The sequence below is a fragment of the Pseudomonas mosselii genome (assembly GCF_005796105.1).
Classification (GTDB): Bacteria; Pseudomonadota; Gammaproteobacteria; order Pseudomonadales; family Pseudomonadaceae; genus Aquipseudomonas; species Aquipseudomonas mosselii_C.
In genome coordinates this window covers 125,368-136,999 of record NZ_VAUO01000002.1, presented here as the reverse complement: position 1 = coordinate 136,999, position 11,632 = coordinate 125,368, and the positions used below count along the sequence as shown (strand labels likewise).

Here is an 11,632-nt window from a genome sequence, read left to right as displayed (position 1 = left end):
CGATGCGCATGAATTTGCCCGTCACCGAACACGAGAGAACGTTTCCCAACGAACAGCGGCTGATTTCCACCACCGACCTGAACAGCCGCATCACGTATTGCAATGATGCTTTTGTGGCCATCAGCGGTTTCACCTATGACGAGCTGGTGGGACAGCCGCACAACCTGGTGCGCCATCCCGACATGCCGCCGTCGGTGTTTGGGCATATGTGGGACACCATCAAGCAAGGCAAGCCCTGGATGGGGGTGGTCAAGAACCGCGCCAAGAACGGCGATTTCTACTGGGTCAGCGCGTATGTCACGGCGGTGTACGAAAATGGCCGGATCAGTGGCTACGAATCGGTGCGATCGGTGCCCAGCCGCGCGCAAATCCGCCGCGCCGAGGCGTTGTATGCGCGCTTGCGTGGCGGCCGTGCGCCAGTGCCATGGGCGGCGCGGCTGGCGCAGTTCATGAGTAGCGGCTGGCCGTTGATCGGCGCCGGAGCCCTGTCGGCGCTGGCGTATCTGTGGCTGCCGGCCTATGCCGCCCTGGGCGTGCTGATGGCTAGCTTGCTGGTGGCTTGGTACCTGATCGAAGTGCGCCAGAACCAGGCGATCCGTAGTACCCTCGGCGAGCACCCCAAGGCCTTCACCAGCCCGCTGGTGGCGTTGACCTACAGCGACAGCCCTGGGCTGCGCGGCCAGCTGGACCTGGCTATTTTCAGTGAGGAGGCGCGCTTGCAGACCGCGCTGACGCGCCTGGTCGATGCCGGCGTTGGGGTGAAGTCGCGGGCTGCGCAATCGTCCGAGCTGTCCGATTCGCAGGCGCAGATGCTCGATCGTCAGCGCAGCGAGACCGACCAGTCGGCCACCGCCATCGCGCAAATGGCCGCGACTATCCAGCAAGTCACGCATAACGTACAAAGCACTGCCCACGCTGCCGGCGACGCTGACCAGCTTGCCCAGCAGGGCAGCGACCTGGCGCAGCAAAGCCTGCGCGCCATGGGCAGCATGAGCGAGGCGGTCAGCGATATCGGCCAGGCGGTCAACGCCCTGGCCGAGCAGACCCAGTCGATCGGCGGGGTGGTGGATGTGATCACCTCGATCGCCGAGCAGACCAACCTGCTGGCGCTCAATGCGGCCATCGAGGCGGCCCGTGCCGGTGAGCAGGGCAGGGGCTTTGCCGTGGTGGCCGATGAAGTGCGTTCGCTGGCCCAGCGCACTCGCGCTTCCACCGACGAGATCCACCAGCTGATCGCCACCTTGCGCTCGGGCGCCGACCGCGCGGTGGCCAGTGCCAGCCGTGGCCAGCAGATCTCCCAGGACAGCGTGCACAGTGTCGAGGCGGTGCAGCAGGCGTTGGCCGGTATCGCCCAGGCAGTCAGCCGGATCACCGGCATGAGCCAGCAGATGGCCACGGCCTCCGAGCAGCAGAGCCATGTGGCCGAGGATATCAACCAGCAGATCGTGCGCATCGCACAACTGTGCGATGAAAGTGCGGGCCAGGCCAGGCAAGGCGCCGAGATCAGCCAGGACCTCGAACGCATGGCGGAGTACCTGCACAGCCTAGCGGAGCGGTTCAATCGATAGGGTACGGCGTGCCGTGCGGTCCACGGTCAAGCCCGTTCCCATCGCTTGACACGTGTGTTTCCAGTGGGTGCGGGCCTGCCCGCGCCTGCTGCGCAGAACGGGCTGAAAGTTTCGGGATGTGGCAAAATTCGCCCGCCAACGGAGGCCCTCATGCCCAGACCCCGCTGCGAGCGCTGCCAGCGCCCGCTCGCCCATTGCCTTTGCCCGCTGATCCCGCGCCTCGCCAGCCGCACCCGTGTCGTGTTGCTGCAGCACCCCAGCGAGTCGGCGCACGCCCTCAACACGGCGCGCTTGGCGGCCCTGGGGCTGGTCAATGCCGAGTTGCGCGTGGGCGAAGTGTTCGAAGATCTGGACGCCTTGCTGCAAACCCCTGGCTATCGTCCGGCACTCTTGTTCCCCGGGGCACAAGCACAGGTGCTGGATGCCTACGCCATGCCAGACACCTGCCCGTTGCTGCTGATCGTCCCCGACGGCACCTGGCGCAAGGCGCGCAAGCTGCTGTACCTGAATCCACTGCTGGAAACGCTGCCAAGGGTTACCCTGGCGCAGGTCGCGCCGTCGCGCTATCGCCTGCGCAAGGCGCCCGAGCCTGGGGCGTTGTCGACCCTCGAAGCGGTGGTGCACGCATTGAACACGCTGGAGGCACCGACCGGCTTCGACGCCTTGCTGCGCCCCTTCGACGCCTTGATCGAAGGACAGATCAGCGCCATGGGGCAGGAAACCTTCGCGCGCAATCACGCAGAGCCTTGAGTCTCGGCAGCCTGTTTTGGTTCATCCCAGGAGGCGCGCGCTAGCGTGCGCCCTGTTCTGGTGCGTCGCCGCGCCAGTCGTCCCCTGCGTACCCCTTGGCGCACCTGATGTGGCGTGTTTTCGGCACTGCTATTGCTAGGTCAACTGCGCATCGTTAACGGATATGCATCGCGTGGTCAGGAGTTGAGTATGCCTCGGGACTTTTTCAATGAGATGTACGATGCGGCGGGCACTTGCCGGCCCCATTACCAGGCGTTCGCACGCTGGTTGTCCAACACGCCGTTGGAGCTGTTGGACCAGCGTCGTCGCGAGGCTGATCTGTTGTTTCATCGGGCTGGCATCACGTTCACTCTGTACGGGGATGAGCAGGGGACCGAGCGGTTGATCCCCTTCGATATCATTCCGCGCAGCATCAAGGCCAGCGAATGGCAGGTGGTCGAGCGCGGCTGCATCCAACGGGTGCAGGCCCTGAACCTGTTCCTCGAAGACATCTACCACGACCAGCGCATCCTCAAGCAGGGCATCATCCCGCCGGAGCAGGTGTTGGCCAATGACGGCTACCAGGTGGCCATGCAGGGGCTGGACCTGCACCGGGGTATCTATGCGCACATCGCTGGCGTCGATCTGGTGCGCGATGGCGACGGCAGCTACTACGTGCTCGAAGACAACCTGCGCACCCCCAGCGGCGTGAGCTATATGCTCGAAGACCGCAAGATGATGATGCGCCTGTTCCCCGAGCTGTTCGCCGCCCAGCGGGTGGCGCCCATCGATCACTACCCCAACCTGCTGCTCGATACCCTCAAAAGCTCAAGCCCGCTGGACAACCCCACCACCGTGGTATTGACCCCGGGGCGCTTCAACAGCGCGTATTTCGAGCATGCCTTCCTGGCCCGCGAAATGGGTGTGGAACTGGTGGAAGGTGCCGATTTGTTCGTGCGCGACAACCGCGTGTTCATGCGCACCACCTCAGGCCCCCAGGCGGTGGATGTGATCTACCGTCGCTTGGACGACGCCTTCCTCGACCCGCTGACCTTCAACCCTGACTCACTGCTGGGTGTACCCGGCCTGATCACCGCCTACCGCGCTGGCAACGTGGTGCTGGCCAACGCCGTGGGCACCGGGGTGGCCGATGACAAGTCGATCTACCCGTATGTCGACGACATGATCCGCTATTACCTGGCCGAGGAGCCGATCCTGCGCAACGTGCCGACCTGGCAATGCCGCAAGCCCGCCGAGCTGTCTCATGTGCTGGCCAACCTGCCGGAGCTGGTGGTTAAGGAAACCCAAGGTTCAGGCGGCTACGGCATGCTGGTTGGGCCGGCGGCCACGGCGGCAGAGATCGAGGCCTTTCGCGCGCGTATCAAGGCGCGTCCTGAGGCGTACATCGCTCAGCCGACGCTGTGCCTGTCCACCTGCCCAACCTTCGTCGAGAGCGGTATCTCGCCTCGGCATATCGACCTGCGCCCGTTCGTGCTGTCGGGCAAGGAAACCCGTCTGGTCCCTGGCGGCCTGACCCGCGTGGCACTGCGCGAGGGCTCGCTGGTGGTGAACTCGTCGCAGGGCGGCGGTACCAAGGACACCTGGGTGGTGGAGGACTGACTGATGCTTTCAAGGACCGCTTCGGACCTGTACTGGATGTCCCGTTACCTGGAGCGCGCGGAGAACCTCGCGCGCATGCTCGAAGTGAGCTACTCGCTATCGCTGATGCCCCAGGCTGGCCGCAGCGATGGCCGCGCGGAGCTGGCAATGTCGCTGCTGGCGGCCGGAACGCTGGACGATTATCACCGTCGGCATGGCGAACTCGACGTGGAGCGCATGCTGCATTTCTTCGCCCTGGACGACAGCAACCCCGGCAGCATCTACTGCTGTCTACGCGCGGCCCGTGCCAATGCCCATGCGGTGCGTGGGCGGATTACCGCCGATATGTGGGAGAACATCAACGCCACGTGGCTGGAAATGCGCAACATCGCCGACAAAGGCCTGGCGCGCTATGGCATCAACCACTTCTGCGAGTGGGTCAAGGAGCGCTCGCACCTGTTCCGTGGCGCCACGTCCGGCACCATCATGCGCAACGAAGCCTATGGCTTCATCCGCCTGGGCACGTTCCTGGAGCGTGCCGACAACACCTTGCGCCTGCTCGATGCACGCTACGAAATGTTCGGCGAGGAGTCCGAGGAGGTGAGCGACGACTCGGCCCGCGGCTATTACCAGTGGAGCGCCTTGTTGCGCGCGCTGTCTTCATTCGAGGCGTTCAACGAAATCTACCGTACAGCGCCGGGCGCCGAGCAGGTGTCGGAGATGTTGCTGTTGCGCGCGGATGTGCCGCGTTCGCTGCATGCCTGTGTCGAGGAGCTGGCGCACCTGCTGGCGGGATTGCCGGGCGAAAACGGGCGGCCAGCGCAGCGCCTGGCGGCTGAACTGAGCGCACGGCTGCGCTTCACCGGTATCGAAGAGATTCTTGAGTCCGGGCTGCACCAGTGGCTGACCCACTACATCGGTCAGATCAACCACTTGGGGCAGAACGTTCACGATTCCTACCTGGAGGTAGTATGAGACTGTCCATCCGCCATGACACCACCTATCACTACTCCGATGACGTGTGCATGAGCATCCAGCTCCTGCGCCTGACGCCCAAGAGCAGCGCCCGCCAGCGCATCCTGCAATGGCAACTGGAACTGCCGCGCGCGGTGGGCAGTCAGCTCGACCCATATGGCAACGTGCTGCATGTGCTGACCCTCGACGAGCCGCATGGGGCGCTGATGCTCAGCGCCCACGGTGAGGTGGAGATCGATCAGTACTTGGAGGTGGAATACGATACCCAGTCGCCGTTGCCGTTCCTGCGTTCGAGCAAGCTCAGCAGCCCGGATGAGGCCCTGCGCGCCTTTGCCGTGAAGCACTGTGGCGCCCGCCGCGATCGCGCGGCGCTGACCGACTTGATGAACGGATTGGCCGATCATATGCCCTACAGCCCTGGCGCCACGACGGTCGATACCGTGGCCGCCGAAGCCTTCGCCAGGCGTGTCGGGGTGTGCCAGGACCATACCCATGCCTTTCTGGCCTGCGCGCGCAGTCTGGGCGTGCCGGCGCGCTATGTTTCGGGCTACCTGTGCACCGAGGACGAAAGCCATCTGGCCAGCCATGCCTGGGCCGAAGTTTGGCTCGATGACGGCTGGTACAGCTTCGATGTGACCAACCGCCTGGCCCGGCCCGAACGCCACCTGAAGCTGGCGGTCGGGCATGACTACCTCGACGCCTGCCCGGTACGCGGCATGCGCCGTGGCGGCGGAACCGAGTCGATGCAGGCGCAGGTCCTGGTCAGTTCGCTGCCCGAGGCTCAACAGTAACAGCGCCCCCCTTTCATCTGCATGAGCCAGCACCATGACGTACTGCGTTGCCATGCACCTGGCCGATGGCCTGGTGTTCATTTCCGACTCACGCACCAATGCCGGGATCGACCAGATCTCGACGTTTCGCAAGTTGTTCGTGTTCACCCGTCCCGGCGAGCGCCTGATCGTGCTGCAAAGTGCTGGCAACTTGGCTACCTCGCAGTCGGTGGTGAGCCTGCTGCGCCAGCGCTGCAACCAGGAAGTCCAGCACCTGCTCAACGTGCCGACGCTGTATGACGCCACAGCGCTGGTGGCCGAGACGGTACGCGAGGTGATCGCCCGTGACAGTACCAAGCTGTCGGGCAAGGTCGACCTGAGCTGTTCGTTCCTGGTAGGCGGGCAGATCGCCGAGCAGCCCATGGGCGTTTACAGCATCTACCCGCAAGGCAACTTCATCCAGGCCACCGAAGACACGCCGTTCATGCAGTTGGGCGAGAGCAAGTACGGCCGGCCGATTCTCGATCGCAACCTGCTGCATCACACGCCGCTGGGGGAGGGGTTGCGCTGCGGGCTGATCTCGTTCGATTCGACCATGCGCAGCAACCTGTCGGTGGGCATGCCGCTGGATGTCTTGGTGTACCGCAAGGACAGCCTGGTGGCGAGCAACTGTCAGCGGATAACGGCCCAGGATCCGTATTTTCTGCAGATCCAGGCGCAGTGGGCCGATGGCCTGCGGGATCTGTTGGCGGCGTTGCCAGAGCCGCCACAGGCCTACCTCCGCCCGTGTTGACGGGACGTCGTAGGGCCGGGAACGGGCCGGTGCGTGTCACCCGGCTCAGCGCTCGCGCATCGCCTCGGTACGGGCCTTGAGCACCGGCTTCAACAGGTAGTCGAGTACGCTCTTCTGCCCGGTGATGATATCCACCGTGGCGACCATGCCGGGGATGATCAGCAGCGGCTTGTTGTCCCCGCCCAGGTGGTTTTTGTCGGTACGCACCTGGATCAGGTAGAAGGCATTGCCTTTGTCGTCGGTCACGGTGTCTGCGCCGATCAGCTCCAACTTGGCTTTGAGCCCGCCGTAGATCGTGTAGTCATAGGCACTGAACTTGACCATCGCGGTCTGCCCCGGATGCAGGAACGCTACATCCTGTGGTCGTACCTTGGCCTCGATCAGCAGGTTGTCCTCGATCGGCACGATCTCCACCAGGTCGCTGCCGGGCTGCACCACGCCGCCGATGGTGTTGACCTTGAGCATCTTGACGATGCCGCGCACAGGCGACACCACGGTGGTGCGCTTGACCCGGTCGTCGATGGCGATGCTGGTCGCAGTGATCTTCGACAACTCCGTGCGTTTGTCGTTGAGTTCCTTGGCCGCGTCTGAGCGGAAGCTGGCGTCGGATTCCTGGATCTTGCTGCGGATTTCTGCCACCGCCGCTTCGGCACGGGGGATGGCCAGGCTGGTGGCGCTGAGCTGGCCACGGGCTTCGACGCTGCGTTGTTTCAGGCGCAGGATCTCCACGGGCGAGATGGCGCCTTTGCCCACCAGCGGCGTGGACATGTCCAGCTCCTGCTGCAACAGGGCCACGGCCGAGCGGTACTGGTCGACTTTGGAGCGAAACTCGGCCAACTCCTGGGTCTTCTGACGCAGTTGTTCGTTGAGGGTCTGCTTTTCGCTGGCCAGCCGGCGCTGGCGCGAGTCGTAGAGTGCGGCCTCGTCGGCGGCGACCTGCGGGGCTTTGCTGCGCACTTCATCGGACAGCACGAACGGCTTGCCCTCGGCCTCGGCCGACAGGCGCTCGACCTGGGCGGTGAGGGCGTAGCGATCGGCTTCGCTTTCGCCCTTGTTGGACTTGAACCGAGTGTCATCCAGGCGCAGCAGGGTGGCGCCTTTGGCCACCATCTGCCCTTCGCGCACGAAGATCTCGGTGACGATACCGCCTTCGAGGTTCTGCACGACCTGCACCTTGCTCGATGGAATGGCCTTGCCCTCGCCGACCGTGACTTCGTCGAGCACCGCGAAGTTGGCCCACACCAGCGCTACCAGCAGCAGGCTAGCGGCCAGCCACACGGTCAGGCGCGAAAGACGCGGTGAATCCTGCAAGGTGGCGCCGGCAAGCTCGGGCATGTAGTCGCGTTCGGCGCGCTTGTCTGCACCTTGGACATAGCTGTGCACGCGATGCTCGATGAACATGGGCTACCTCCAAGACAGAGTAGGGCCGGTGCGGGGGCTGTGCGTTCAAAATGCCGAGCCGATACGCCCCTTGCGCAGCGCATCGATGACTGAGTCTTTCGGACCGTCGGCGACGATCTTGCCGTTGTCCAGTACCAACAGCCGGTCCACCAGGCTGAGCATCGAGGTGCGGTGGGAGACCAGCAGCAACGTCTTGCCAGGTACCCAGCCCATCAGGCGTTGGCGCAGTTGGTCTTCGCTGCTGTTGTCCATGTGGCTGGTGGGTTCGTCGAGAATCAGGATCGGCGGTTCCAGCAGCAGTGCCCGTGCCAGCAGCACCGCCTGGCGCTGGCCGCCGGAGAGCAGTTGGCCACGTTCGCCCACGGGGCGGTCGAAGCCTTGCGGGTGCTGTCGGGCCAGCTCGCTCACCCCTGTCAGTTCGGCCACCTCTAGCATGCGCGCGTCGCTCACCTGGCGGGCACCGAGGGTTAGGTTGTCGCGCAGGCTGCCGGCCAGCAGGGGCAGGTCGTGGGCCACGTAGCCAAGCTGGCTGCGCAGGTCGGCGATGTCCAACTGGCGCAGGTCGAGGTTGTCCAACAGCACCTGGCCTTCGTCGGGGTGGTGAAAGCCCATGAGCAGGCGCGTCAGGGTGCTCTTGCCCGAGCCGCTGCGGCCGATGATGCCGATGCGCTCGCCAGGCGCCAGGTTGAAGTGGATGTCGTTCAGCGCAGCAGCGCTTTGTCCGGGGTAGCGGAACGTGGCATGGCTGACGCTCAGGGCGCCTTGCAGGGCGGTGTGCTCAAGGGCGTGGTGTTCAGCCTGGCGCTCCTGGGGCAAGCCCATCAGGGCGTCGGTACTGCGCATGGTCAGTTGGGCCTGCTGGTAGCGTGTGATCAGCCCGGCGATCTGCCCGAGCGGGGCGAGTACCCGGCTACCGAGCATGTAGCTGGCCACCAGCGCGCCGACGCTGAGATTGCCGGCAATGATGCTGTACACGCCGGCCACGATGGTGGCCATGCCGCAGAACTGCTGGATGAACAGCGTCCCGTTGGTGGCCAGCGACGACAGGTTGCGCGCGTGGGCATCGAGCCTTGCGATAGCGCCGTTGGTGTGTTCCCACTGATACTGGCGTTCGCTCTCGGCACCACAGGCCTTGAGGGTTTCCAGCCCGCCAAGGGTCTCGATCAGCAGCGCCTGGCGCACGGCACCCAGGCTCAGGCTCTTTTGCACGGTGTCGCGCAAACGTGCCTGGATCAGCAGCGCCAGGCCCACCGCCAGTGGGAAGGCTATCAGCGGAATCAGCACCAGCCAGCCGCCGAGCAGGCCGATTACCACGAGCATCAGGGCAACGAAGGGCAGGTCGATGATGCTGGTCAAGGTCACTGCCGTGAGGAATTCGCGCAGGCCCTGGAAGTCATGGATGCTTTGCGCGAACCCGCCGATGGTGGCAGGACGTGCCTTCATGCTCATGCCGGTGATGCGCTCGAATAGCGTGGCAGAGAGGATCAGGTCGGTTTTCTTGCCAGCCTGGTCCAGCAGATGGGCGCGCACCATGCGCAACACCAGCTCGAAGGCCGTGCCGATGAACAGGCCGGCCACCAGCACCCACAAGGTTGATAGCGCCTGATTGGGGACCACGCGGTCGTAAGTCTGCATGACGAACAACGGCACCATTAGCCCCAGCAGGTTGATCAGCAGGCTCGCCAGCAGTGCGTCGCCGTACAGCCAGCGGGAATGGCGCAGGGTGTCGCGAAACCACGCCTCGACCCGAGGCAACAGCGGCGCGCGCAGGTCTTCAAGGGTATGCCGGGGGCGCGCGAACAGGGCGTGACCACTGTAGGCCTGGGCGAGCGCATCGGCCTCCACCCATTGTTCGCCGCCGTCGGCCTCGCATGGCAACAGCAGCGCACGGCCGTTGTCGTCCCTGCGTTGCAGTACCGCGCTGCGACCATCGTTGAGTATCAACAGTACTGGCAGGTTGAGCGGGGAAATGGCGTTCAGCTCGCGCGCCAGCACGCGAGCCTGCAACCCCGCCCGCGCGGCGGCGCGCGGCAGCAACGCCAGGCTCAAGCGCTGGCCGGCCATGGGCAGGCCACTGCACAAGCTCGCGCGACTGGCCGTGCAACCCTGTAGCCGGCACAGGATCAGCAGGCCATCGAGCAGCGGATCATCGATGTCCACACGCGGCTGCGCGCTTTGCATACTGGTCACGATGGCCTACTCCTGTCACGGTGGACGGGGAATGGGCGCTGGTTGAAAAGTCCTTGTTTCGTCCAGTCCCTGGGACGGGCGCGAAAAGTGGCCGCAGCGACCGGATGAACCTGCGCCCACGCAGGCACTTTTCGCACACGACTTCAACGCATGTCCGGTAGCCGGGCTTCGTTCCTCACGTCGGTCTTGGCTACGGCTTCCGGTGGCAACGAGATGCGTTGCTTGCTCAGCAACTCGCCCATGTTCGCCAGCAAGCGGTACATGGAAAACTCCTCGGTGTAACGCACCTCGGTGTAGCGTCGGTTGGCGTTGTACAGCTCGTTTTCGCTGTCGAGTACGTCGAGCAGGGTGCGCTGGCCCAGCCCAAACTGGTCTTGGTAGGCCGCGCGTACCCGTTGCGTGGTTTCGGCATACTCGCGCGCGCTCGGGGTCTGCTTGCGCGCGTTGTTCATGGCATTCCATGCCAGGCTGAGGTTTTCGTTGAGTTCGCGCAGAGCGTTGTTACGGATGTCCATGGCCTGGTTGATCTTATGCGCATCCGACTGTAGACGGGCCTTGTCGCTGCCGCCGCGGAACAGGTTGTAGCTGAGTTCGACACCGGCCTGCCAGTCATTGTTGGAATGGCCCTTCTGACCGCCGATATTGTTGTCGGCACCGGTGGCCAGTACGGCGTCCAGGCGCGGGTAGAACGGCGATTTGGCGACTTCGTACTGTTGCTCGGCCGACTGCACGTCGGCCTGGGCGGATTTGAGGTAGGGGTTGTTTTCCAGCATGCCTTGGCGAGCTGCCTGCAGGTCGGCAGGCACTTGGGCCTTGATGGTGGAGGGCGTTTCCAGTTCATCGGGCATGCGCCCGACGACACTGAAGAAGTTGGCCTCGGCATCGGCGAGGTCGACTTCGGCGGTGTCCATGTTGTTCTCAGCCAGTGCCCGACGAGCGCGAGACTGATCAAGGTCGGCGGTACTCCCCACGCCGCGCTCGCTGCGCAAGCCGATCTGGTCGTTGACCCGCAAGTGGGCTTGCAGGTTATTACGTGCCAAGGTAACCAACTCACGGCGTTTGAGCACTTCGAGATACACCTCGACCGCGCGCAGGGCCACCGTTTCAGCGGTGGCCTGGGTGTAGTAGGCCCGTGAGGCCGCGACCGCCTCGGTGCGACCGACTTCGTTGGCGGTGTTGAAACCGTCGAACAGCATCTGGCGCAGGCGCAGTTCGGACTGGGTGTAGTTGAGGGTTTCTTTATTGTGATTGCGCGTGCCGTCGGCGTTGAAGCCACGGGTATTGGTATTGTCCGAGCGCTGACGGCCGTAGCCGGCGACCAGGTCGACGGTCGGGTAGTACCCCCCGCGGGCGAATTTCACATCCTCGTCAGCCGACAGCCTGTTGTTGCGGCTGGCACTGATCTCTGGATGGTGGTCCACAGCGTTCTGGACGGCCTCGGTGATCGACATCGCCTGACTGTCGGCACACGCCATGGCCAACAGAATTGCACCGGTGATGGGCGTTAAAGCGCGCATGGGGTACTTCTCCCTGGTCTCAAAAATGTTCCTGCAATCGCCAAAAAAATGGCGAAAAATAAGAGTCAAACCGTTTCAGGTTTGTAACAA

At 64.1% G+C, this 11,632-nt stretch carries 8 protein-coding genes and 2 pseudogenes; 7 read left to right on the top strand and 3 right to left on the bottom strand.

What is annotated here, in order from left to right; genetic code table 11:
* Nucleotides 1-2: 2 nt before the first annotated feature.
* From FEM01_RS24660 to FEM01_RS05520, 7 genes and pseudogenes are all read left to right on the top strand, one after another.
* A pseudogene (locus FEM01_RS24660) lies at nucleotides 3-284 on the top strand (PAS domain-containing protein); the annotation flags it as partial.
* Between the two features lie 309 nt (nucleotides 285-593).
* Nucleotides 594-1,568, top strand: a pseudogene (locus tag FEM01_RS24655) (methyl-accepting chemotaxis protein); the annotation flags it as partial.
* Nucleotides 1,569-1,718: 150 nt separating this feature from the next.
* Nucleotides 1,719-2,318, top strand: coding sequence for a tRNA-uridine aminocarboxypropyltransferase (locus FEM01_RS05540; protein ID WP_138218293.1), 600 nt, complete (start codon nucleotides 1,719-1,721; stop codon nucleotides 2,316-2,318).
* Between the two features lie 189 nt (nucleotides 2,319-2,507).
* Nucleotides 2,508-3,917 carry a circularly permuted type 2 ATP-grasp protein gene (locus tag FEM01_RS05535; RefSeq protein ID WP_138218292.1) on the top strand — a complete coding sequence of 470 codons (1,410 nt, stop codon included), beginning with the start codon at nucleotides 2,508-2,510 and terminating at the stop codon, nucleotides 3,915-3,917.
* A 3-nt stretch (nucleotides 3,918-3,920) separates the two neighbouring features.
* Nucleotides 3,921-4,871, top strand: a complete 951-nt coding sequence (locus FEM01_RS05530; protein WP_138218291.1) for an alpha-E domain-containing protein — start codon at nucleotides 3,921-3,923, stop codon at nucleotides 4,869-4,871.
* On the top strand, nucleotides 4,868-5,662 hold the full coding sequence (locus FEM01_RS05525; RefSeq protein WP_138218290.1) for a transglutaminase family protein: 795 nt from the start codon (nucleotides 4,868-4,870) through the stop codon (nucleotides 5,660-5,662). Before FEM01_RS05530 ends, FEM01_RS05525 begins: the two co-directional genes overlap by 4 nt.
* 34 nt (nucleotides 5,663-5,696) lie before the next feature.
* The gene (locus tag FEM01_RS05520; protein WP_138218289.1) at nucleotides 5,697-6,434 is read left to right on the top strand and encodes a peptidase; all 738 of its coding nucleotides are present in this window, start codon (nucleotides 5,697-5,699) and stop codon (nucleotides 6,432-6,434) included.
* Between the two features lie 45 nt (nucleotides 6,435-6,479).
* On the opposite strand, the gene FEM01_RS05515 is transcribed toward FEM01_RS05520, so the two are convergent.
* The 3 genes from FEM01_RS05515 to FEM01_RS05505 form a co-directional block, all read right to left on the bottom strand.
* The gene (locus FEM01_RS05515) at nucleotides 6,480-7,835 is read right to left on the bottom strand and encodes an HlyD family type I secretion periplasmic adaptor subunit (RefSeq protein ID WP_138218288.1); all 1,356 of its coding nucleotides are present in this window, start codon (nucleotides 7,833-7,835) and stop codon (nucleotides 6,480-6,482) included.
* Between the two features lie 45 nt (nucleotides 7,836-7,880).
* Nucleotides 7,881-10,016, bottom strand: a complete 2,136-nt coding sequence (locus tag FEM01_RS05510) for a type I secretion system permease/ATPase (RefSeq protein ID WP_138219103.1) — start codon at nucleotides 10,014-10,016, stop codon at nucleotides 7,881-7,883.
* A gap of 152 nt (nucleotides 10,017-10,168) precedes the next feature.
* The gene (locus FEM01_RS05505) at nucleotides 10,169-11,542 is read right to left on the bottom strand and encodes a TolC family outer membrane protein (protein WP_138218287.1); all 1,374 of its coding nucleotides are present in this window, start codon (nucleotides 11,540-11,542) and stop codon (nucleotides 10,169-10,171) included.
* Between the last annotated feature and the right edge of the window lie 90 nt (nucleotides 11,543-11,632).

Bases quoted from the DNA above. Each gene is read 5' to 3' on its own strand.
- FEM01_RS05505 (WP_138218287.1), bottom strand. From the start codon at position 11,542: ATGCGCGCTTTAACGCCCATCACCGGTGCAATTCTGTTGGCCATGGCG.
- FEM01_RS05525 (WP_138218290.1), top strand. From the start codon at position 4,868: ATGAGACTGTCCATCCGCCATGACACCACCTATCACTACTCCGATGAC.
- FEM01_RS05515 (WP_138218288.1), bottom strand. From the start codon at position 7,835: ATGTTCATCGAGCATCGCGTGCACAGCTATGTCCAAGGTGCAGACAAG.
- FEM01_RS05530 (WP_138218291.1), top strand. From the start codon at position 3,921: ATGCTTTCAAGGACCGCTTCGGACCTGTACTGGATGTCCCGTTACCTG.
- FEM01_RS05540 (WP_138218293.1), top strand. From the start codon at position 1,719: ATGCCCAGACCCCGCTGCGAGCGCTGCCAGCGCCCGCTCGCCCATTGC.
- FEM01_RS05510 (WP_138219103.1), bottom strand. From the start codon at position 10,016: ATGCAAAGCGCGCAGCCGCGTGTGGACATCGATGATCCGCTGCTCGAT.
- FEM01_RS05535 (WP_138218292.1), top strand. From the start codon at position 2,508: ATGCCTCGGGACTTTTTCAATGAGATGTACGATGCGGCGGGCACTTGC.
- FEM01_RS05520 (WP_138218289.1), top strand. From the start codon at position 5,697: ATGACGTACTGCGTTGCCATGCACCTGGCCGATGGCCTGGTGTTCATT.